The organism is Pseudomonas sp. RIT623, assembly GCF_004519305.1.
Taxonomy (GTDB): domain Bacteria; phylum Pseudomonadota; class Gammaproteobacteria; order Pseudomonadales; family Pseudomonadaceae; genus Aquipseudomonas.
In genome coordinates, this window is record NZ_SOZA01000022.1 from 1 (window position 1) to 22,088 (window position 22,088).

The 22,088-nt window shown below is 53.9% G+C and carries 15 protein-coding genes and 5 pseudogenes; 15 read left to right on the forward strand and 5 right to left on the reverse strand.

What is annotated here, in order from left to right; all coding sequences use genetic code 11:
• Nucleotides 1-195 precede the first annotated feature (195 nt).
• Nucleotides 196-465, reverse strand: coding sequence for a DUF3077 domain-containing protein (locus tag E3U47_RS15535; protein ID WP_134692573.1), 270 nt, complete (start codon nucleotides 463-465; stop codon nucleotides 196-198).
• Nucleotides 466-605: 140 nt separating this feature from the next.
• On the reverse strand, nucleotides 606-851 hold the full coding sequence (locus tag E3U47_RS15540; RefSeq protein WP_134692574.1) for a hypothetical protein: 246 nt from the start codon (nucleotides 849-851) through the stop codon (nucleotides 606-608).
• A gap of 622 nt (nucleotides 852-1,473) precedes the next feature.
• Between E3U47_RS15540 and E3U47_RS15550 the strand changes: the two genes are divergently transcribed.
• Nucleotides 1,474-2,049: a hypothetical protein gene (locus E3U47_RS15550; RefSeq protein ID WP_134692575.1), complete on the forward strand. Its 576-nt coding sequence runs from the start codon at nucleotides 1,474-1,476 to the stop codon at nucleotides 2,047-2,049.
• A 263-nt stretch (nucleotides 2,050-2,312) separates the two neighbouring features.
• Nucleotides 2,313-2,549 (forward strand): annotated as a pseudogene (locus E3U47_RS25245) (DNA adenine methylase); the annotation flags it as partial.
• 416 nt (nucleotides 2,550-2,965) lie between these two features.
• Here the strand turns inward: E3U47_RS25245 and E3U47_RS15560 are convergent.
• A pseudogene (locus tag E3U47_RS15560) lies at nucleotides 2,966-3,453 on the reverse strand (SOS response-associated peptidase family protein); the annotation flags it as partial.
• On the opposite strand from E3U47_RS15560, the pseudogene E3U47_RS15565 reads away from it, so the two are divergent.
• From E3U47_RS15565 to E3U47_RS15590, 6 genes and pseudogenes are all read left to right on the forward strand, one after another.
• Nucleotides 3,438-3,794 (forward strand): annotated as a pseudogene (locus E3U47_RS15565) (LexA family protein); the annotation flags it as partial. The pseudogenes E3U47_RS15560 and E3U47_RS15565 overlap by 16 nt on opposite strands.
• Nucleotides 3,784-3,900, forward strand: a pseudogene (locus tag E3U47_RS15570) (hypothetical protein); the annotation flags it as partial. The pseudogenes E3U47_RS15565 and E3U47_RS15570, both read left to right, overlap by 11 nt.
• A 117-nt stretch (nucleotides 3,901-4,017) precedes the next feature.
• Nucleotides 4,018-5,175, forward strand: a complete 1,158-nt coding sequence (locus tag E3U47_RS15575) for a site-specific integrase (protein WP_134692576.1) — start codon at nucleotides 4,018-4,020, stop codon at nucleotides 5,173-5,175.
• 146 nt (nucleotides 5,176-5,321) lie between these two features.
• Nucleotides 5,322-6,767 carry a phage integrase SAM-like domain-containing protein gene (locus tag E3U47_RS15580; protein WP_256660292.1) on the forward strand — a complete coding sequence of 482 codons (1,446 nt, stop codon included), beginning with the start codon at nucleotides 5,322-5,324 and terminating at the stop codon, nucleotides 6,765-6,767.
• Nucleotides 6,768-6,789: 22 nt separating this feature from the next.
• Complete coding sequence (locus E3U47_RS25100) at nucleotides 6,790-8,634, forward strand: tyrosine-type recombinase/integrase (RefSeq protein ID WP_177414242.1); 1,845 nt, start codon at nucleotides 6,790-6,792, stop codon at nucleotides 8,632-8,634.
• A complete protein-coding gene (locus E3U47_RS15590; protein ID WP_177414244.1) occupies nucleotides 8,624-9,058 on the forward strand; it encodes a TetR family transcriptional regulator in 435 nt (144 codons plus the stop codon). Before E3U47_RS25100 ends, E3U47_RS15590 begins: the two co-directional genes overlap by 11 nt.
• 100 nt (nucleotides 9,059-9,158) lie before the next feature.
• Here E3U47_RS15590 and E3U47_RS15595 read toward each other — a convergent pair whose 3' ends face one another.
• Complete coding sequence (locus E3U47_RS15595; RefSeq protein ID WP_134692577.1) at nucleotides 9,159-12,062, reverse strand: TrlF family AAA-like ATPase; 2,904 nt, start codon at nucleotides 12,060-12,062, stop codon at nucleotides 9,159-9,161.
• 352 nt (nucleotides 12,063-12,414) lie between these two features.
• Here E3U47_RS15595 and umuC point away from each other — a divergent pair.
• Both umuC and E3U47_RS15605 read left to right on the forward strand, forming a co-directional pair.
• Nucleotides 12,415-13,575, forward strand: a pseudogene (gene umuC, locus E3U47_RS15600) (translesion error-prone DNA polymerase V subunit UmuC); the annotation flags it as partial.
• A 278-nt stretch (nucleotides 13,576-13,853) separates the two neighbouring features.
• On the forward strand, nucleotides 13,854-14,654 hold the full coding sequence (locus tag E3U47_RS15605) for a hypothetical protein (protein ID WP_134692579.1): 801 nt from the start codon (nucleotides 13,854-13,856) through the stop codon (nucleotides 14,652-14,654).
• Between the two features lie 216 nt (nucleotides 14,655-14,870).
• On the opposite strand, the gene E3U47_RS15610 is transcribed toward E3U47_RS15605, so the two are convergent.
• Nucleotides 14,871-15,557, reverse strand: coding sequence for a hypothetical protein (locus tag E3U47_RS15610; protein WP_134692580.1), 687 nt, complete (start codon nucleotides 15,555-15,557; stop codon nucleotides 14,871-14,873).
• A 768-nt stretch (nucleotides 15,558-16,325) separates the two neighbouring features.
• Here E3U47_RS15610 and E3U47_RS15615 point away from each other — a divergent pair.
• The 5 genes from E3U47_RS15615 (at nucleotide 16,326) to E3U47_RS15635 (ending at nucleotide 22,058) form a co-directional block, all read left to right on the forward strand.
• Complete coding sequence (locus tag E3U47_RS15615) at nucleotides 16,326-17,159, forward strand: aminoglycoside phosphotransferase family protein (protein ID WP_134692581.1); 834 nt, start codon at nucleotides 16,326-16,328, stop codon at nucleotides 17,157-17,159.
• 134 nt (nucleotides 17,160-17,293) lie between these two features.
• On the forward strand, nucleotides 17,294-17,809 hold the full coding sequence (locus tag E3U47_RS15620; protein ID WP_134692582.1) for a sigma-70 family RNA polymerase sigma factor: 516 nt from the start codon (nucleotides 17,294-17,296) through the stop codon (nucleotides 17,807-17,809).
• Complete coding sequence (locus E3U47_RS15625) at nucleotides 17,806-18,726, forward strand: FecR domain-containing protein (protein ID WP_134692583.1); 921 nt, start codon at nucleotides 17,806-17,808, stop codon at nucleotides 18,724-18,726. Before E3U47_RS15620 ends, E3U47_RS15625 begins: the two co-directional genes overlap by 4 nt.
• 173 nt (nucleotides 18,727-18,899) lie before the next feature.
• Entirely contained in the window at nucleotides 18,900-21,311 is a 2,412-nt protein-coding gene (locus E3U47_RS15630) for a TonB-dependent receptor (protein WP_134692584.1), read from the forward strand.
• Nucleotides 21,312-21,479: 168 nt separating this feature from the next.
• Entirely contained in the window at nucleotides 21,480-22,058 is a 579-nt protein-coding gene (locus E3U47_RS15635; protein WP_134692585.1) for a hypothetical protein, read from the forward strand.
• Nucleotides 22,059-22,088 lie beyond the last annotated feature (30 nt).

Here is a 22,088-nt window from a genome sequence, read left to right on the forward strand (position 1 = left end):
AGGATTCGTCCGGTTTGATCGGCGATCAAGTGCCGGCCGGTTCGAATGTGAGCAGCGTTACAAGCGTTACGCGTATAGAGCGGGCTTGTCCGCCAAACCAAACATCCCGCGCAAACCGTCCCTCGGTAGCCGTGGGAACCGGCTTGCCGGCAGCCGGTGCCTTGGCTTCTGGCACCGGCCGATCAGCCTTTTTGCCTAGCGGCTCATTCCCAACTCCGCATCGTCCATCAATGCCTTGGCCAGCGCGCTCAGGTAGTACGACGCCCAGAGCAGTTGGGGCTTTTCCTCCATGATGCCGGCGATGGTCAGGTCGCGTACGCAGCCCATTAATTCCGAAGCCTGGTCTCGCGCATGCTGGCAAGGGATGCCGGGTTCGATGCAGAACAGCGGGTCGGTCTGGCCTTCGCCCTGGTAGAACTTGGTCTTGCCCACAGTGGTGTGGGGCGGGGTGATAGCTGTGGTCATTGTTGAATCTCCCTGAAGTGTTCCGCTGCCTGGTCTTCCGCTATCGCGGGGCAAGCCCGCTCCCACGTCGGGACGCAACGTGGCGTGGGAGCGGGCTTGCCCCGCGATGACGTCAGCTCAGGCGTCACGTGCCTTGTGATTTAGTGCAATGGGCGCGACTGCGTGTTCTGCATCTGTACCTGGATCAATGCCGACTCCAGCAGCACGCGCAGTGCCTCCATCTCATGCATGGAAGCCAGCATCAGAATCGAGGCGGGTGACTTGGGCTGCAGCAGAACAGCCTGATGCGCCACGCTCTGCGCGCACAGGGCGTGCTCGGTGGCCTGGATAAGGGTGTCTTCGAGAGAGTGCTTGTTGTGGGGTGGGTCGGGGACGATCTTCAACATCACGATTTTCCTCAATGATGCGGTCACCTGCCTGCTGTCAAACAGAAGGGTGGCAGCTGTACGTGGGTTGACAGACCGGCGAAAATCGTAAAATTCCGGCGCACGCAAGCGTGCCCGCACGTACAGCCGCCATAAAGGCAAGCTATACACGATTTTTCGTCACAGCCTGTCAAAGCTGTGTCGTTGATGTGCAACGACAGGCCGAGACTAGAGCGCCCATAGAGCAGCCGCAACGGAAAACAGGCGGCAGAAGTATGTTTGGGAAATGGACTACAAGGAAGGGAGAAAATCTGATTGTTGATGACATTCATCGACTCTTTTCTGGCCTGTTCGCTTTGTAGGAGAGCTTGACCCTTGGGGGCAGGCAACTGCTGGCTGTGCCTGTGCTTGCAGGTTTGAAGCGCATAGCAGAAAAACAAGTCTGTCCCCGTTTTCCTTCAAAAATTCTCGCGATCACCGATCAACGCGATCGGGGGCTAATCGCGCTCAGGGCCTGCCAGGCACACGTTAATGAGATCGCCAGGTAGCGAGAGGTTTTGTTCGTCGAGGTGGCCATCTTGTACGATGGATCGCCTCAAGGGCATCACCTTGGGATTAGGGATAATTAGAAAAGGTAGGGAATGTGAAGAAGAAGCATCAACGTCCTGTTTTTTGGGCCTCTGCAGCCCTCTTGGCAACAGCGGCATTGGTCGGTTGCAATGACCAAGGCTACAAGGTCACTGGCGACAACAAGAAAGAGATCACTCAGTATCAGGAGCAACGCGGGGACGCGATCGCCTACCTCCTGAAGACTACAGTCTACGTCGGTGAAATCCGAGGGCTGGCTGCTCTGCCAGTGGGCCCAGAGTTAGTTGCTAAGAGTAAAAAGATGTTGGCTCTCAAATCAGAGGGGGATGCATTCGGTATGCTCTCTCCGCTGTCCCAGTGTCGTGGTATAGGGTACAAAGCCCAAGAGTATTGGTTGACGGTGGCAGGAACTATACGCACGCAAACGCCAGAAGACGCTTTGAATGCATACGTGAAGGAAGCGCAGGGCTGTCAGGAGCAAATTGACACGGCGCCGGCCGCAGTCACCTACATTGAAACCTCCCTCGGCAAGAATCCGCCAGTGGACGGCTGTTTGAAGGTGATTTCTTTGGGTGAGGAAGAGAAAGTACAAAATTGGAGTTGCCCTGCTCAGTTGCTTTCCAAACAGTAGGAACGTTGCGTCGAGCCAGTGCTTTTACAGTGCTGGCTTGAAATCAACCTCCGATCCAGAATGCCCGCGGCGGGGGCCTTCGCTTCGTGGCCATCTCTGCTTGCTCGCTTGAGTAGCTTTCCAGCACTTCAAGTGTGTTGTTCTTCGCCGTAAAGAGGCGATCCGGCTGGTTGTGCCAACGTCCAGCCCGGCCCGGCGAGCCCGCAGCCCATTCCTGCAAGTCCAGCTGCGGCATCTCCCTTGCACGCAAAGCGAGCTAGCGCGTTGACTTCCCGTTCGAAGAGCGCGAGCGGTTGGCCGACTGCATGAGGTGCTGCAAAGGCCGGGGCATGGTCAGCATCAACGACTACCCAGACATTCGGCGCGTCTTCGACGGCTTCCACTTCGAGTCCCTTGACATTCGCTGTAGCAGCACCAACCAGCGGCAGTGAAAGGCCGAGGTGACTGGCGAGCTGGTGAGCATGAATTGGCAGTCTTCAGTACTGGAGCAACTTTTCTAGTTGTAGTAGGTGAAGCCATCGAACAACTTCAATGCAAAGAATAAGAAGCAAGTTGAAGGTCGACATACTTTCTCCAGGATGAGCTAAAGCGCTCAGCGGTTGTGTGAGATGGTTTTATCCTGCGTTGGTGGTGGATTTAATATGAGTTTTTGATTTCTTGTCAATGGTTATTTGTTTGGGGTAGTCGGTGGCTGCGGTATTGCCGCTAGCCGCATAGCTGTGCTTCGGGGGGCTATAAAGTTAAACGGTTAAACGGTTAAACGGTTAAACGGTTAAACCGTGCTTTTCGTTTGAAAATGGTCGGGAGGTGGGTTTGAATATTTCTTCAATTCTTTAGCTAAACGTGTCGCTAGTAGGTGGCGGTATCATAATTTTAGCCGCTAAAATTTCCTGTTCGAAGTTTGGCTGCGGTTCATTCAGCTCGCAGGTATTATCAATTCAGGTCCTTGGTTACGGACACTGCCCACCTCCTTACGAACTGCATGCCACTTGAAATCACCGGCGGCTCGGCAACCGGTTCTTACTATCTCTTCTGCGCGCTCAATCGAGGTACTTGGCGAGATCCACTCACAAGCAACGTCAGGCGCGAGCACAAGCGGTTTGCGGTCGTGTATATCGACAAGGCCTTGGTCAGCTGCTGCGGTGATGATCACGAAACCATCGCGCTCATCTGGCCCGCTACCGGGGTGGACTTCAGCCAGCGTCGCGAAGAACAGCGGGGCCTCGTCCCTGCATGGATGTAGTAGGGTTGCTTGCGCTTCAGGTCCGCAGGATCGGGTATCCACTCGAACCAGCCATTAGCCGGCGCCAAGGCTCGGCCATTTAGCCAAAGCGACTTGAAGAACTTCCCCGTCATCACCGTCTCGGCCCGCGCATTGAGCGGGTCGGGCCGCTTCCCCTTCGCCGGCGGCGGATCATCTGGAGCGCCATATTTCCCTGGACGAGCTGTTCGACCTGCGTGCCCCGCACGTGTACCTGGTCCAGGTGGAGGGTGACAGCATGCAGGGAGCTGGAATTTACTCGGGCGACCTTCTCATCGTAGACCGCAGTACCGAAGCCGAGCATGGCGATATCGTGATTGCCGCGATCAACGCCGAGCCCGTCTGCAAGCGCCTGTACCGGCGCAATGGGGTGCTGATCCTGCAATCGGAGAATCCCGCCTACCCACCGCGGCACGTCATGGAAGGCGACGACCTGGTCATCTGGGGTGTGGTTCGCTACAGCGTGCGCGATCATGCCCAGTGACCAGGTGTTCGCCCTGATCGATTGCAACTCGTTCTACGCGAGCTGCGAGCGCGTGTTCCGGCCGGATCTGGCCAAGACTCCCATCGTGGTACTGAGCAACAACGATCTGAGGGGTGGTAACCGTTAGTAAATCCTGTACAGTCCGCGCCTCCTTCTGAACCGTCTGGGACAGCCGTTTCCCGCCTCCTAGAGGGAACCATTAGCACTGGCTTAAGGCAGCGGCATGAGGCTCGTATTCGCTACAAAAGACCTAACCCTGGCAGGTAGATCCTTCGAAGGCTTTCCGTTGCTGATTGGGCCTGAGGGATGGCCAGTTGAGCCAGCACAAACCTTTCTTTGGCAAGCACTCATTGAGTCAGGGGAGTCTCTGAGCGATCTGACGTGGGAAGCCTACGGACGCCGTCTATTCGATTACTTCGCCTTCCTAGACGCCAATGGTTTGGCATGGAACGAAGAAAGCCCGGCCCATGGGCTCAGCGTTCTCTCCAGGTACAGGGATTGGTCTAGCGGAGAATTATCTCTTGATCCTGGCACAGTGAATAATCGCCTCGCTTTGGTAGTGAGGTTCTACCGATGGGCCAAACAGCGCGGCCTTATCACCATTCTTCCCTTTGGAGAGAAAAGGGTGAGAGCGGCCTCTCACCACGGACTCCTTTCGCACGTTGCGAGGCCAGGAGCCGAGAATACTAAAGTGTCGGTGATGGTGCGTGACCGTAAGCGACCGACAAAATTTTTGACCAAAGATCAGGTCAAGGTATGCCTTGCAGCAGATACTGACCCTAGTCACCAAATACTGTTCCATCTCATGGTTCGTACTGGGCTTCGCTCCTGCGAGGTAAGGTCATTCCCCCTAAAGTACGTTTTCAATCCTAGATTAAAAAAGGGGCTGCGCGCTGGGCAGATGATAAGCATTGCTCTTGATCCTTCTGACATGCATATCAAGTACGACCGCCCGAGAACCATTGATGTGCCTTGGTCGCTGATGGAGGACATGTGGTCTTATTCCCTTCATCAGCGTGCGATTCGTAAATCGCAAGGTGATGGATCTGTGACGGCGCTCTTGCTTACCAATGAAGGCAGACACTACTCCAAGGATTCTGTTGTGGATGTCATGAAGTCTTATGAGCGTAAGTGCGGCTTCTATGTCCGTGCACATATGCTTCGCCACACCTATGGTACTTACACGCTGCTAGCTCTTCGGAAAAGTAAAGACTTTGAAGGGGAGCCGTTGCTGTACGTAAGAGACAGATTGGGCCATTCCGACGTCCAAACAACAATGATATACCTTCATCTAATCAATCAGCTTGAGGCTCAATCCGTCCTTGCGCATGAGGACGAGATTGACATGATGTTTATGGCTAGTTCTATGAGGCAGAACTGAGGTAGTTACATTGGCAAGGCAAAAAACTACACGGCATCGTTGAAGTCTGTCACAGAGGGATTCGAGGCTGTTGAAAACAATATCTGCATTGATCTTCCGAAAACCCTAGAAACCATAAAAAACTAGACCATGAAAAATACCTGGGCATGGGTTTTGATGCCTGGGCAATTCAGAGTCTGCATGTAATAAGGATATTGCTTCACGGAGGAAATTTCTCTGTGGCGACCTTGATAGGTTACTCTTCAAATGGGCTGCGGTATTTTTTAACGTTCTTGGCCGGTGGAACGGTCGAGCCACCTCCTGCTACACCTAATAATCTAACCAAGCGTCATTTGGAGCGTTTCGTCTCTTGGCTTAAACTGAAATATCCGAACGGATCGACAGCCAAGAACTACTACACTAGCTTCAAGTCGCTCGTGATTGTCATGGCTGATTACGGTTTCGTAGAAGGCGATCTTGATGACCTGCTGCCACCAAACCCGTTTCCAAACAATGCTAAAGTCACCAAAGATGCAGACCCCCTAACCATTGGGGAAATGCAAAGGCTGCTAGGTGCATTGAAGACCGATCTCGTCGCGATTCATAAAGGAACCTTTTTAGGTAATGGCGCCGAGGCGATGACAGTGATGTTAATAATTATCGCCGCAAGATCGGGCATCAATACTACGCCACTGCTAGAAATGAAAAGGGATGCTTTAAAGCCTCACCCATTTGTTCCTAGTCTGCGTTTGATTACTACGATAAAGCGACGGGGCAACGGTGCGCAGAGCAAAACGATACGCCAAACCAATCTGCTGGATGAGTACAGCGCTATACCACTAGATGGCGTTGCTGTCCTGAATAAAGCTCTTGAGATGAGTAAAACGCTTGTGCCGCTCGCATCGAAGGATATCTCCTCATGCGTATGGTTATACCGTTCTGGCCAGCCGGGCCGCTTTGACGAAATTGTAACTCTAACTCCAAGTGCAGTTTTTTCGTCGACCAGGAGTATTTGCGAACGACATGCGCTCCAAGATGATCAAGGAAATCGATTGAATGTCACCCTCAGCCGATTGAGAAAGACAATGGAAAGCCGTCTTTGGAAGCTAAGCGGAGGGAACATTCTCGAAGTTTCATCAGTCATGGGACATACACCACAGGTTGCAGATAACCACTATTTAAAGATCAGCGACGAAATCAAGGCTGAGGGAGCTATTTTTGTTGGTGAAGCCTTTCCTGACAAGCTACGTGGAACCCACGTTACACCTACTCCTCCTGGAGGTTGCCAAGACAGCCTGTACGGCAATATGGCACCTAAGGATGGGATAAATCATTGCTCTGAATTCATCCACTGCCTTGGGTGCCCTAGCTATGCCATCGTCGGGACACTTGAGGATTTGTATCGCCTATTCAGCTACCAGCAATTCCTCTATGCGGAGGTTGAATACTATCTGACGGATGAGTGGGAGGCATGGCGCAAGCGCCAGTTCAACTACATACAGCTAATAGATACATTTACTCTACAAAAATTTGATCCGGCTTTGGTTGCCCGAGCAAAGGTTAAGGCGGAAGTATCTCCGCATTTGTTTTGGGCAAAAAAATTGAGTTCATGAAAAAAAGAAGGGATGGCAGGGTTTGAATATCAGGAGCTCGAATGCGGTTTTGAAGGCGTATGATGTCCTCATTGCGCAGCCAGTTACAGCCAATGGCCTGAGTCCCGCAGAGCGAGACGCTATTATCGTGAGCGCAATTGTTGACGAACATGGTGAAACGCTAGTTCTCAGCAGGCTCGGGGATTCCAAGTGGGATCTTCGACCGTTTTTTGATCAGGCCAATGTTGCCGAATACTTTAAATTCATAAACTGGGATACGAACATTCCTCAAGCGCTCATTGATGATTGCAAAGCCGTGACTTATGCGTGGTTTAAAAGGGGTATGCCCAGTTCAAAACCACCTATCGCCAGAGGTATTACAACTTTGGCGGTAGGAAGCGTTATGCCGTTTTTGCGCTGGCTTAAAGAACTTGGTATCGCGAGATTCTCTGATGTCCGTCCAATCCATATCAGTAATTATATCCATCATTGTAAGCATGATCTGAAATTGAGACCGCTACCGTTGAATGGGCGACTACGTATTATTGATTTCCTTTGGGTTTTCGCTGCCGATATGCTGTTCCCGCTTCAGAGTTATCCGTGGGGTAACTCTACACTATGGCGAATATGTGGAATTGGTAAGATAAAAGGTCTTGGCGCTGCTAACAAGAACTTAGGTCGAACCAGTATAATTCCGCCTGAAGATCTATCGAAAATATTCAATTTTTCCGAGACTGTCGTTCAGGGTATGAAAACCGAGCTTTCGCTAAATGGCATTGGATACAACCCTAGCGATGATCAGCTATCAGTGCTTTGCAGAGATGCGGTACTTTTTATAGTTTCAATAACTAGCGGCATGCGTAATGATGAGGCTATTGGGATCGAAATTGGAGCTTGGCGCCGTGTTGTTAAAGACGGAGTTTTGTTTTGCTGGGTTTCCACGATAGAGCACAAAACCGGGAAAGGGCGTGTAGAGTATCTCGTCCCTGAGTTAACTCTGAACGCGCTTGAAATCTTAGCAAAATATTCAGTAACTATCAGAAAGGAACTAGATCAAGAGATCAGGCTTCTTGAAAAAGTTACCGATCCAGATGCCCCCGCCGAACACCTGCTCCGGCTGGAAAAGGCGAGAAGGGACTCGAAAAAGCTATTTCTTGGACGGCACGCTCCGGGCGGAAGACTCCAGGATCAATATGTTGAAGCCCTTAGCGGGCAAGCATCCAATTATGCATTTGATCGGTTAGCCAAAGCTGCTGGGAGCAGTTGGCCACTGAGGACGCACCAATGTAGACGAACTTATGCTCGATGCTTTGTGGAATCCCGTATGGGTCGCACCTCATTGATCTATTTAAAATGGCAGTTCAAACATACCAGCATGAGCATGACTCAACTCTATGCATCGAATCCGCAACAAGATCTAGGCCTTTTTGACGAAATCTTCCAGCAAATGACCGAATTCAAAATCGACCTGATCGAGTCATGGCTCGACGATCAGCCATTAGCTGGCGGGGCGGGCGAAAAGATCGTGGAGATGCGGGCTATCCCTATCAAAGACAGGGCCGCTCTACTTGCCCAAACGGCCCCACATGCCAACATTCGTGCAACTGGCCACGGCTGGTGCATTGCGACGGAGCGGGGCTGCGGTGGAGCTGGGCTATACGAAGCTACACGCTGCCCTGGATGCAAAAGCTCGGTGATTGATGAGTTTTTCGCTGGCACGTGGCAGGATATTTACAGCCAACAGCTGGAGCTGATCAAAATCGTAGATGCAGGCCCTGCTGTCAGGCAGCGAGCAGAGCGCGACATGCAGGTTGCACTGGATGTCATCAAAAGCTTAGGCCTATCTCCCATCAATAACGACATTAACGAGGCTGGGAATGCCTATTAAGCCGACTGAGGGGCAGGCCCCTGGCCGTTCGCGGTCAAAAACACTAGATGCGCTTGATAAAGTCATTGATGGCCTCGTCGCGGGTAACGAGAAGATTTCCATCGCGTCGGTTGCCCGAGCAGCAGGGGTTACACCTGGCCTCATTCACAACACGTACCCTGCGGTAGCGGAGAGAATTCGCACGCTCATGGGCAAGTCAGTACGCGCCCAGCGTGATTCGAAACACCAGGCGCTGATGGTTGAGAAGGAGAAAAATCGTGCCCTCCGTGCGGAAAACGAGCAGCTTTTGGAAGAGCTCGCCCGATTGGCATCTGTAAATCAGGTTTTGATACTTGAAATGGCCCACTTGAAGGGGGTCGTTGACGGTAAAGTTGTCACCTTTGTACCGAAGTCAGGGCCCCCTAACGGAAAGGCCCCTGATTGAGTGTGTTGTTCTTCCTTTTTATTTTTCCGTTTTTAAACTTAACAGATCTGCGATCAGACAAAGGTAAAGGAAAAATGCTTCACGTCTTATTTGATAATAGCTAAATTTTAAAGCCATATTTTAGTTCCCGTTCCTTGAAGGCCGTAACTCCGCCTTCCAGGATCTCGCATACATGCTGACGGATGCCCTGAGATCTCAATGGGCCGCCTGTCAGCGGTGCCTCATAAGAGCACTCTAAGCTTCCACTGAAGTATTCGAATCGATAGTTGTCTACAGTGCTGTCCGATTGTTGGCCTGCTTGGTTCGCTACAATTACGCACTCCGCATCAGCTGCTACCACTAGGTTCGCGTTGTGAGTGACCATAATTATTTGGCGTTTTCTTTTTTTCTGTCTGATAAAATCTTTCAGTTGGTCGTAAATGGTTCTGTTATCTAAGTTGTCTTCTGGCTGATCGATAAGAATTGGATGTGATGCGTTGCTTAAGTGCAAAATCAAATTTAATAGCACCAATCCACGCTTGCCTGGTGACATGGTTGCAATATCATCGCTTTTATAATGAACGACATAGTTTATATAAAAGCAATCGCTATAAAGCTTTCTAATTACCTCAATGTCTTCTATGCCTTTTCGAGTCGCGGGAATATTGATCTTTTTGATGTAGGTAGAGTGTGTGTTTGTGATGCGTTCTGCATGAGTTTCGATATTGAAGTTTAGCTCGCCCGTGGGTAGTACCAGATCACCTAATAAAGCACCCATATTACCGCGCCGATCAAATAACAGGGAGAACTCGTTGAATTTATCCTCGTTCAGCATGACTTCTGCTGATACCGCAATGTCGTCTTCAAATTGATAATCCGGCTTTGAGGTTTCTTTAGCATAATCGTAATAGGTCTGTATAAGTTGGGTGTATAGATTGGTTAGCTCTTGCTTGCAATCTAGTCCTTGTGTTTTTATTGATGTTTGTTTCTCGGCAATATCATCTAGCTGTTTTAGCTTTCCTTCCTCTACTTTTAGCTTTTTGGTTGCAAGGTCAAGTGTTGCCTGGTCAGTGATTTTAATTAAAAGAGGTTGAAGTTCTTTGTCGATTTTGCTGGATTCAGTTGCTATTTTTGTATTTAATGCTGGTATGCTTTGAATGCTGTGAGATAGTTCTTGCTTAAAGTTTTCGACTGCGCGCAAGAGTTTTTGCTCTAAAGAATCAAGAGCATTGCTTGCAAACGTTGACTCGCTTGGCAGATCTATATCAGCAAGTATCGAGTCTTTAAGGGTTTCGATTTGGGCATTAAATCTACTTGTGACAGACGCGGTTATCTGCTGACACCCAGTCTCAATTTTGGAAATAATAGCTTCCCGCTTATCAAGGCTTGATTTGCGAGTCGAAAGACGCTTGTATTTTTGCTCCTCCAAATCGGAGAAGCCGGATTTTTCGCGCAAAGTTTTAATTTCAGCCTGCAATCTTTCGATCTCGGCCGTAATAGCAGGTCGCGTTCCAATTGCTTCTGCCTCCTTATTTAGAGAGCTGTACTTGGCTCTAAGCTCAAAAAAAGAGTCGATCTTTTGATTTATATCTTTGTTGGTTGTAGCTATTTTTCTTTCTTGGTTTTCAGAAAACTGTTGAAATGTTGAGTTTTGTAGAAGTATGTCCTGAACTAGCGTGTTGAGCTGGGATCTTCCATCTTCCTCGGCGAGATGGTTAATATAGAGCTGAGGTATATATGTTATGGGCTTTTTCTCTGAGGTTTCTGAAAGCCGGCTAACATCACCGTTAGACCAGTGCACTTCAAAGTCAAGAGACGGTAATCCCGTGTAAGTCGACGCCTTGGCTAACTGTATTTTACTGTCAACTTCTTCTGCATTTACCGCTTTGGCAATATGATAGAGCAATAAAGATTTTCCGGAAGATTTTCCTCCTATGATCGTATTCAGATCTGGATTGAGTTCTTGCCATTTCTCGCTGAATAGCTTTTGCTGCCCATTGTTTAAGAAGCGAACTTTTTCAATGGTCTGGTACGGGCTTTTTTGCTGCGGTGAGAGCTCTTGTATCGCAACCCTTGAGCTAGGATCGTAAATTACCTGTTTTAAGCCTGAAAAAGTTAAATCACCTTTGACCCATGTATGTCTTTTTTTGGCGGGGTTGAATAGCTCATCCCATTTATGTGCGTCGGAGCCCCATAAACAAGCTTTAATTGCTCCAAACTCTTTTATGAAGGAGGCTTTTTCTTTGCCACCAAGAAAGAATGCTGCGGTTTTTTGATTTGACGAAAATATGAAGTGCGCCTGTTTTATAAGGTTTTTGCGTAAATTGTGTCCCTGTGAGTTCCAGTTGACATCGCTAAGGTCTTCGTCGCACGGAAGAGCTGTCAGGTACCTTTCTCTAAAAAAAGCATTCTGATTAAGAAGCTTCGAAATTTCATCTTCATCTACAGATGCGCACATCATTCCAACGAATAATGCGCTACCACTCGTTGCGAATGGTGGGTGTTCTGCAATCAGACGCTGACCGAGTTCTTCAAGATTAGATCTTGTAAGTGGACGGCGCTCAATTTGGCTGCCAACGGTAGCATTGAAAAAAATCTGGATCTGCGAAATGAAATCGCTTTCAATTTTTTCTACAGGTATTTCATCGGATAATAGAACGTGGTAGTTAACCTTTCGATTCCAGGAAAGATCGGATTCTTTGCCAATAACCAATTTGTTAATTCGGAACTCTATGTTGGGGAATACTTTGATTTCGTTAATAGCAAGAAGAGCTTGGGCATCAAAAAGTTCCTGCATCTTTTCAGGGTTGTCTAAATAATTCTGTTTAAGAATCTTGTACCCTTCTGGTAGATAATAATCGGTAACACCAATTGCGCTAACTCCGGATGCAATAGCCCGCGTGAAGAGTTCAGTTACATATCTGTCCCAATCTTGGCCAAATTCATTTCTGAGCACAGAGGCAGGGGTGTGCACGTGAAGATCCCATTTGCGCCATTCCGATCCTTTTGGGTAAGTCTTATTCACTTCAAATCATCCATTTTAGAGTTGCAAGCTTTCGAGTTTGGCTGTTTTCTACTTCCGGTGCGGGTGGCATTGAGCCATCAATGCTATTGAAGCCGATTTCGAGGCGCCTGCATATGTGAACGTTGTTTGGATGGGCATTTCTCTAGAGATGGGGAAGCATGATCCGTTCGACAGGAACACGGGTTGGCAGGCGTCTGCTACCCACCTGTAGAAACATTGCGCGAGCTCTTACTCCTTCGAGCGCGTCACCTAGACGGTAGCGTCGATACTAAATTCTTGAAACTGTTAGATAGACAATTTGTATATAAATCAATGACTTATATGTTGCTAACTGTTAGTGTCATTCAGATATTCAGACGGCTGTGTGATCGCCCGGTCATATGACGCCAAGCCCTACGTGAAGATGGGCGAGCCCTATTTCCAGGCCAAGGAGAAGCTGCGTCGGCATAGCATCGTGGCATTCTCTTCGAACTACGCGCTTTATGGCGACATGAGCGAGCGAGTGATGTCGCTGATCGAGTCGATGGTACCCGCAGCCGAGGTCTACTCGATCGACGAATGCTTCGCTGACCTCACTGGCGTGCGTGGGAGCCTGACACAGTTCGGCCGGGATGTCCGTGCCAAGGTGCTGCGTTGCACCGGCATCCCTGTAGGTGTGGGGATCGCCCGCACTAAGACCCTTGCGAAGCTCGCCAACCACACGGCCAAGCGCCTGCAGGCGCATACGGGCGGGGTGGTCGATATCACTGACGATTTCAAGCGAGATTGGGTACTGCGCAACACCGAGGTGAAGGAGGTGTGGGGCATTGGCCAGCGGATGACGGTGCACCTCGAGGCGATGGGCATCCGCACGGCCATGGACCTGGCGAAGGCAGACCCGCGGGTGCTGCGCGACAAGTTCAGCGTGGTGGTGGAGAAGACTGCGCGCGAGCTCGCCGGGACCCCTTGCCTCGAGCTGGATGAGGCTGACCCTCCGAAACAGGAGATCTGCTGCAGTCGGATGTTTGGCAAGCGGCTGACGGCGCTGGCACCGATCAAGCAAGCGGTGGCCACCTACACGGCGCGAGCGGCGGAGAAGCTGCGCGCCCAGGGATCGGTATGCAAGCGCATGCGGGTCAGCATCCGCACCGGGATGTTCAATCCGGACGAAGCCAAGTATGCCAAGGGCGCCTTGGTCGAGCTGCCATATCCAACCAACGACACGCTGCTGCTCACCAGGGCGGCCACCGAAGCGGCGGCGCAGGTCTACCGCTCGGGTTTCCGCTATAGCAAGGCCGAGGTATTGCTGATGGATCTGCGTCAGCCGGGGGAGTTCAGCGATGATCTGTTCGCAGTGACTCAGCCGGCGGCTTGCGATCGGTTGATGTCGATGCTGGACGAAATCAACGGCAAGTACGGCCGAGGAACGATGCGCACGGCCAGCGTCCCCGGCACCCCTGACTGGGGGATGCGGCGCGAGATGATGAGTCGTTCTTATACAACGCGGATCGATCAGCTATGGCGAGTCAGGTAGAAGGGCCAGATCATGGGGCAAAAATGGGGCAAACTGGGCGCCATTCCATGCCCCTCTATGCCCTTTAGGATCTTCACCAGCAGGTATAGAAAAGCGCCCAAGCCCTTTGTACGTGGGGCTTTGGCGCTTGTTCTCGTCAATACTCCAGCACAATCGGGGTGTGGTGTGAATTACTGGCTGCACTCGTAATATGAAAAGCATGATGGCAAAATGCCTATCTGCTTGTAGGGGTGCGTGGCTTTAAATCCACATTATTTATAAATTTACGTGAGTGAATCATGAAGGCTTATTTGGAAACCAGTTTCAAAAAAGGTTTTTTATTAGAGGAGGAAGGCCTGATAAAGCTTGATGATATTGTCAGGAAGCGGCTTTTTTCCACTGAGCCTTCTAGAACTCTCAAGTATAAAGTGTTTCGTGTTGATGGGATGTTGCTTGAGTTTGATACTCCGGCTGAAGTGGTGTCAGAAGAGAACTCTAGTAGAAATGCCATTAGTAGATTGGAGGTGTCATATTCAGAGGGGAGTAAGTTCCAGCTGATTTTTGATCCAAAAAAAGCGGTTGAGCTAGAGATTGAATCTGATGATCGTGATTTGGCCTATCTTCTTTTTTCTGATATTAAAGAGTATCTGAATTCGGAAATTCTTAAGTTTCGGTCGGCAAGTTTTGAAAGCTTGCTGGGTTCGAAGCTTATGGCTCCATTGTTTATGATGTTGATTATGGTGGCAATGACGTTCGGCGCGGTCTCTGGAAGTCACGAAAATGAGGCTGCTAGAGTTGTTGCTTCAGATGATATAGCAGGTAAGCTCAATTACATTATTGAGTCGAGGCAGCAGCTAAGCGCCGGTCGTATGCTCTACCCTATGCTGGGTGTCCTTGGTCTATTTCTTTGCGTAATTTTCTCAGGTTCATTTTTTGATAAAGTTTTTCCTAGAAATATCTTTTGTTGGGGAAAGGCGGCTTCTTCCCACCATAGCCTTGTGAGAGTTCGTGAGAAATGGCTGTGGGGTGTTGCGATAGCCTTTGTTATTAGTGTTTTGGCTACATTCGCAACCGACGGTTTCAAGCGTTTTATCTCTTGATTAATCGCTATTGATACGTGCCGCCTTACATTGTCTTCGCTTTGTTATAAGCATAGCACTAGTATTGCGGCGGAAGTGGGGAGAGCCGCATGCCATCCTATGCCGGTCGACGTCCAGTTATGAAATTATGCTAAAGTGTAGATGTCGCCCAAGCCCGACGAGTTCCAGGGCTTAGGCGCCATTCTTCACATGCAGCAGCACAATCGTGGTAGGCAGTCAGATTCCTAAGCTCTGTTTGACAATTTCTCCGAGAATTGGCCACATTACTGGTTGTGCTGCGTCCCATGCAGGGCCGCAGACTTTTTCTAGTAGCGACTTAGCAGCTTTGCCGTTGCCGTCTTTCGCCTGTTCTATCGCTGTGAGTAAATCGCGCTGCTGCTCTTCGGTTACTGAGCGGCCATGGCCTTCTAGAATAGATATGAGCTTAACTAAAGTTTCCGAATCAGTCTCGGAGGTTATTTGTAATTTTTGTGAGATTACTTCACCTGCAGCAAGCTGCATATTATTAAAGTTTCCGCCTGAAATGTGTACGTTGTTGACTATTCGCTGAGATTTGGTTGGGCGATTAGGCGGTTGCTTGGCAGTTTTGTACCCTTGTTCAGTAAGGCTGGCATATTCTCTTAGGCTGTAACCTCCCATAATGAACATCCCGCTACCAGGTTTGTTGCTATATGCTTGATAAGGCCCGGTTTTGATTAGTTTTTTCTTTTCTAGATCTTTGATTGCTAGGTCAAAGTCGACGCTAGTTATTTCTTCTCCGGTGCAGATGGCATTAGATAGATCGGAAACTTTGGGGCCTTCATAGAGTCTTTTAAGTGATTCGGCACTAAGTGCGCGCTCGGTGAAGTCTGCAAGTAGAGCTCCGAGAATCTGTTTTTCGGCTTCATCTAAATGTACAGCCATATCATGCCCCATGTGTGAATATTTGTTGGTTTGATTCGATGGCTTTGGCAGTGTATTTGACGCCGGTTAGAGTGCGAAGCTTTGAGCATCGCCTCCAAGGATGTCGATTATCAGTGAGTGCGCAGTGCCAGTCAGGCCATTGACGTGATGCGTCTGCCAGGGGCCGATGGTAACCGAGCGGACGAATGAGCGGGCATTCTTAGGGCAAATTTCGGGTAATAATTGGGTCGCTCAAGGCCATAATAGGCCGATGAGCAAGCGCCGGAATAACGGCAGAAAACTGATTGTTCTCCCCGTTGTTAAAGCAGTGATTGGTACATAATTGGTACTGACTGATATGCAGTGTGCTAGAGGCCTTGTAAATCAAGGGGGGGTGGTAATGCCTGCCCAATCCATCATCGGCGCCACGGAGAAGCGGCGGGAGGGCCCGGGGCGCGGGGCTGTGGGTGTAACGGCTTGAGAATGCATAAGTGTGCGGGACGAACTCAGCGAAGCCAGGCGGCGGGGCGCTGGCAGGCGATGGGAAGAGTGAATGGTCGCCAGTTTACCAAGCGTGGCGTGATTCGTCCGAACCGATCGACGATAAGGCGTTGTCATGCATCGGCACCAGGGGCCAATTGCCATGCGGCGTTCGACTACTGCCCCGAAATGCCAGGTTATTGGCCCGCGCCCGCGTGGAATGGTGTCTTGCGCTCGGCATGTCGTTCGATCTGTGCTGCAATGCTTCGGTAGCGAACAGTCGTTGGGCATAAGTGAGTAATAGCAGCCATGTTTGAGCAATACCTGAAACGATGGCGGCTCACCGTCGATGGGGAAGCGTTCGTTTCGTTGAACGGCAATCTTCTCCCCGTACGCCAGGGCGACACGCCCGCCATGCTGAAAATCGCCCAATCTGCGGAAGAGAGGGCCGGTAACCAGTTGATGGCCTGGTGGGCAGGCGAGGGTGCGGCGCCCGTGCTGGCTCACGATGACGAAGCGTTGTTGATGGTGCGCGCGCAAGGCTCGGCATCGCTTGCACAGAAGGTCGCAGGTGGCCGGGATGACGAAGCCACTCGCATCCTCTGCGCGGTGGTGGCCCGTCTTCATGCGCCACGCCCGGCATCACCGCCGGTGCTGGTGCCGCTGGCACAATGGTTCGAAGCACTGTGGGGCGCGGCGGCGGCTCACGGTGGGGTGCTTGAATACAGCGCAAGGGCGGCGAGGGCGCTTTTGGCTGCTCCGCGCGATATGGTGGTGTTGCACGGTGACATGCATCACGGCAATGTCCTGGATTTCGGGGCGTGCGGTTGGCTTGCCATCGATCCCAAGGGGCTATGCGGCGAGCGAGGTTTCGACTACGCCAATATCCTCTGCAACCCGGACGATGCAAGCGCGCTGGCACCGGGGAGCTTCGCGCGGCGGATAGCGATCATCTCGGACGCTGCCGACCTTGATCGCCACAGGCTCTTGCAATGGGTGCTGGCATGGGCTGGGTTATCGGCAACCTGGATGATCGAGGATGGTCTCGAGCCGGGCAGCAGGCTTGAGGTAGCCAGGCTAGCGGCTGCGGCGCTTGATAGCGGTGTTCATGCTGCCTCTGATTGTCGAAACCCTGGCCTGTAGGGGTATGGCTCACCCACATGGGGTTACAAATCAGTTCACGCACGAATTGCGGCATTCCCAATTTGCTCCTCTCTGAGTACACTTGCGATACATTCTTATTTGCATCTGTAAATCTTTCGAGGGGAAGCGGCACGATGTCCACCGTTGCTACCGACGGCGCTGCGCACAAAGGCCTGGAAACGCTCTACCGGGAGCACAACAGCTGGCTTCATGGCTGGCTGCGGCAACGCCTGAACAACGCTGCCGATGCCGCCGACCTGGCCCAGGACACCTTTATCCGGGTACTGCTGGCCCGCACTGCCGCCACCCTCAACCAACCCCGTCACTACCTGGCCACCATCGCCCGGGGCCTGGTTATCGATCTTTACCGCCGGCGCAGCCTGGAAACCGCCTACCTCGACACCCTGGCCCTGCAGCCGGAGCACTACGCGCCTTCCGCCGAAGCCCGCGCGGCCATTCTCGATACCTTGATGGCCATCGACCGCATGCTCGATGGCCTCGGCCCGCGTACGCGAGCGATTTTCCTGGCGGTGCAGCTCGATGGTCTGAGCTACGAGAAAGCCGCTGAGCGTCTGGGCGTGTCGGTGAGCACGGTGCGCAAGCACTTGGCGCGCGGGCTGATGCACTGCCTGTTGTTCGAGGACGCATGAAGGCGATTCTCAGCGATGCCGTGGACTGGTACGTGCGCTTGCACGACAGCCACGTCGACGTCGCTACCCACGCCGCCTGGCAGGCCTGGCATGGCGCCGACCCGCGCCATGCCGCGGCCTGGGCGCGGCTGGAGCAGTTGCAGGGTCGGCTGGACAATGCCCCCAGTGGCGCCGCGCGCACATTGGCGAGCGCCCGACGCGATCGCCGCCACGCGGTCAAGGCCTTGGCCCTGTTGCTTGGGGTCGGGGTGGTGGGGTGGCAGGGCTACCGGGTTTCGCCCTGGAGTGCCGATTACGCGACGCGTATCGGCGAGCGCCGGCAACTCACCCTGGCCGATGGCACGCGCCTGGACCTCAACACCGACAGCCGTGTGGATATCCGCTATGACGCGAGCCAGCGCCTGATCCACCTGCGCCGGGGCGAGATCCTGGTGGAAACCGCCAAGGATCCGCGCCCTCTTAGCGTGCGCACTGGCGAAGGCGAGGTCCTTGCCCTGGGCACGCGCTTCAGCGTGCGCCAGGGCGCCGGGGTGAGCCAGGTCGCGGTGGCCGCCCATGCCGTGCAAGTGCGGCCCAGTGGCACCTCGCAGGTGGTGCGCATCGATAGTGGCTACGGCTTGCAATTCAGTGCTGACGCGGTGGGCCCGCTGCTGCCCTTGGCGCCGGGAGCACAGGCCTGGGCGCAGGGCATGCTGGTCAGCGTCGACTGGCGCCTGGGCGATGTGGTCGAGGCGCTGGCGCGTTACCGCCCCGGTTACCTCGGCTGCGCGCGGGAGGTGGCTGGGCTGCGGCTGTCTGGCGCCTTCAACCTTGACGATACCGATATTGCCCTGGCCAGCCTGGAAGATGCCTTGCCGGTGCGTGCGCGGCGGCTGACCCGTTATTGGGTGCGGTTGGAGCCTGTCGAGGTCGGTTGAAACCGCCATTGCATCGAAGGCAAGCCCGCTGCCACGGCAAACCGCGCTCGCCACTGATTCAACTTTTCGAGAATTTTTCGCATTTGGGGTAGCAGATTTTCTGTCCTGCTTCGGCTCTTCAGGGCGCGCGCATCAGCCGTGCCCAAGCCCACCCAGTACAGGAACCCCTTTTCATGTCCGCACGCCGTACTTCGCTAGCCTGCTGCATTCGCCAGGCGACCCTCGCGCTGAGCCTTTGCGGTACCGCGCTGGCGACCACCACTGCCTGGGCCGCCGCGCAGCGCTACGATATTCCGGCCGGTAGCCTGGCCGCCGCGGTCAGCCAGTTCGCCGCCGCCAGTGGCGTCACCATCAGCTTCAGCCACAGCGAAACCAGCGGGTTGCAGTCGTCCGGGTTGCAAGGCAGCTTCGAGCTCGAGCAAGGCTTCGCTGCCTTGTTGCGGGGCAGTGGCTTGCGCGTGCTGCAGGTGGGGGAGAAGCGCTATGTGCTGGACAAGGTGCAAAGCGGCGATGCCATCGAACTGGGTGCGACCAGCATCGATGCCACAGGCCTGGGCAGTACCAGTGAAGGCACTGGCAGCTACACCACCGGCGCTGCCAACACCGCCACCGGCTTGCGCCTCTCTGCCCGCGAAACGCCGCAGTCGGTCAGCGTGGTCACTCGCCAGCAGATCGAAGACCAGAACCTCACGGATGTGACCCAGGTCCTGGAGCAGACGCCGGGCGTGGTGGTCGACAGTATGGGGCCGGCGGGTAGCGATGCCAACCACATCTATGTGCGCGGTTTCGAGGTCAGCAGCATCCAGGTCGATGGCCTCAACCGTCCCGACTCCTTCGGCTTTCGCGACGACCTGGCCGACATGGTGTCCTATGACCGGGTGGAGGTCGTCCGTGGGGCCACGGGCCTGATGTCGGGCACCGGCGACCCGGGCGCGACCATCAACCTGATCCGTAAGAAACCGACCTTCGACACCCAGCGCAAGCTGACCCTCAAGGCCGGCTCCTGGGACAGCTACCGCACCGAACTGGATGTGTCTGGCAAGTTGTCGCAGAGCGGCCATGTGCGCGGGCGTTTCGTCGCCTCGACCACCGACAACAAGAGCCACATCGATCGCCAGTCGCTGGAAAAGCAGGTGGCCTATGGGGTGGTTGAATGGGACCTCAGCGACAGCACGATGCTGACCGTGGGCGCGGAATATTCCGAGATGGACAACGACGGGGCCGGCAACCATGGCTTCCCGCTGTTCAATACCGATGGCAGCCACTTCAAGCCGTCGCGCTCGTTCAACTCGGCGGCGGACTGGAGCTACCACAAGCGCCGCAGCAAAACCCTGTTCACCACCCTGGAGCACCAGCTGGACAACGGCTGGCAACTGAAGCTGAACGCCGAACACAGTCGCCGCCACTACGACGACACCTTCGCCACTGCCGCCGCCGGTACCGTCAACCCCGACGGCAGTGGCCTGAAGACCTGGAGTGGACGCTGGGCTGGCGACCCGCGGCAGACCTCGTTCGATCTGTCGGCTGCCGGCCCGTTCGAGCTGTTTTCCCGGGAACACCAGGGCTATCTTGGGGCCAGCCACTATCAGGCGTACTACCGTAACCCCGGTTACCACCTGTGGACGAGCCAGGCTATCGACAATATCCATACCTGGGACGGCTCGCTGGCGATCCCGGATGCCATCTACAACAAGACCACCGAAGATGCCCTGGATGAAACCCAGGACGGCCTGGTGGCCTCGGTGCGCTGGAGCCTGACCGACGACCTGTCGCTGATCACCGGCGCGCGGGTGATCGACTGGAAGCGCGACGAGAGCCATACCACCTTGGCCACAGGCGCCACCACGCGCACCTCGCGTAGCGAGAGCGGGGTGGTCACGCCGTACCTGGGGCTGGTCTATGACATCGACGAGCACTGGTCGGCCTATGCCAGCTACACCACCATCTTCAAGCCACAAAGCAAGCAGGATGCCACGGGGGGCTATCTTGAGCCGCTGGAGGGCGTGAACTATGAGTTGGGGGTCAAGGGCGAGTTCTGGGACAAGCGCCTGACCACCGGGCTGAGTGTCTTCGAAGTGCAACAGGACAATCTCGCGGTGGCTGACGGTGACAAGCTGGCGCCAGACGGCAACCAAGCCTTCCGCGCCGAGTCCGGCACCACGACCCGTGGTTTCGAGATGGAAATGGCCGGGCAGATCCTGCCCGATTGGCAGGTCTCCGCCAGCTACACCTATGCCCAGGCCGAGGACTCCGACGGCAAGCGCCTGCTCACCGAAGTGCCGCGCGATACCTTCAAGCTGTTCACCAGCTATCGCCTGCAATCCTTGCCGCAACTGAAAATCGGCGGTGGGGTGCGCTGGCAGGGCATGGAGTACAAGAAGGACGCTGGGCCGCATGGCGAAACCTTCAGCCAGGGCGCCTACAGCGTGGTCGATGCGATGGCGCAGTATGCGTTCACGCCGCAAACCAGCGTGTCGCTGAACCTCAACAACCTGTTCGACGAGAAGTACTACACCGCGATCGGCGCGCGTGGCTGGTACGGCACCCCGCGCAGCGCCACGGCCACCTTGGTCTACGCGTTCTAGCACCGGCCCATCCAGCGCCTCGCAGGGGCTGTAAAGCACGGTTTCTGGCTCCGGGCAATAGCTGATAGTGGCTATGGGAGCGGCGCTGGGTGGGTTGCTATGCTGCATTGGGTCTGGGCACGGGGATGCCCCAGCGCTGGCAAGCGCTGCCAATACAAGGAGGTTCACATGCAGATCACATTACCCTTGAGTGTCAGCGACTGGAGATACAAGACGGCCAGCGGTGGCGGGCTGACCGTGATGTGCGCCGCTGGCACCGCGGGTTTGCTGACCCTGACCGATCCCAGCAAGGTCGAGCAGCAGTTCCGCTACGGCTCGCTTGGCCTTGGCGCGGGCGCTGGCGCGCGTCTGCCGCGTATCGGCAAGATCAACTTGCAGGTGCGGGGGCGCAGCGTTGGCGTGGCGGGGGCGAACGAAGACTTCCCGGCGATCGGTGCGGTGCTGGTGGCGGACTCGGTCGCTGCGCGCGGAGGCTTGACGCGTGACGACTTCAAGGGCGGCTGTGTGTTCTTCGAGGCCGGCTTGGGCCTGGTCGGCGGTGGTGCTGGCTCAGGCGTCTTGTTCGGCCTCGACCCCAAGCTGCTGATCCTGGGGACTGCGGCGCTGGGTAGCAGCGGGGCAATCCCGCCCCTGGAAATCTATCCGCGCCTGTTGCGCTCGGCCAAGGGCGTGATCTTTTCGCTGGGGTTCAACGCTGGGGTGCAGGCCGGCGGCGGGGCCACATTGACCGTGGGCGGGCTGTTCTGAGAACAGCCGCGAGCGGATTGAAAGCCGCCA

Coding starts and splice junctions, on each gene's coding strand:
- E3U47_RS15535 (WP_134692573.1), bottom strand. CDS start 465: ATGACCACAGCTATCACCCCGCCCCACACCACTGTGGGCAAGACCAAG.
- E3U47_RS15575 (WP_134692576.1), top strand. CDS start 4,018: ATGAGGCTCGTATTCGCTACAAAAGACCTAACCCTGGCAGGTAGATCC.
- E3U47_RS15610 (WP_134692580.1), bottom strand. CDS start 15,557: ATGGCTGTACATTTAGATGAAGCCGAAAAACAGATTCTCGGAGCTCTA.
- E3U47_RS15620 (WP_134692582.1), top strand. CDS start 17,294: ATGTCCACCGTTGCTACCGACGGCGCTGCGCACAAAGGCCTGGAAACG.
- E3U47_RS15615 (WP_134692581.1), top strand. CDS start 16,326: ATGTTTGAGCAATACCTGAAACGATGGCGGCTCACCGTCGATGGGGAA.
- E3U47_RS15635 (WP_134692585.1), top strand. CDS start 21,480: ATGCAGATCACATTACCCTTGAGTGTCAGCGACTGGAGATACAAGACG.
- E3U47_RS15605 (WP_134692579.1), top strand. CDS start 13,854: ATGAAGGCTTATTTGGAAACCAGTTTCAAAAAAGGTTTTTTATTAGAG.
- E3U47_RS15630 (WP_134692584.1), top strand. CDS start 18,900: ATGTCCGCACGCCGTACTTCGCTAGCCTGCTGCATTCGCCAGGCGACC.
- E3U47_RS15540 (WP_134692574.1), bottom strand. CDS start 851: ATGTTGAAGATCGTCCCCGACCCACCCCACAACAAGCACTCTCTCGAA.
- E3U47_RS15590 (WP_177414244.1), top strand. CDS start 8,624: ATGCCTATTAAGCCGACTGAGGGGCAGGCCCCTGGCCGTTCGCGGTCA.
- E3U47_RS15625 (WP_134692583.1), top strand. CDS start 17,806: ATGAAGGCGATTCTCAGCGATGCCGTGGACTGGTACGTGCGCTTGCAC.
- E3U47_RS15580 (WP_256660292.1), top strand. CDS start 5,322: ATGGGTTTTGATGCCTGGGCAATTCAGAGTCTGCATGTAATAAGGATA.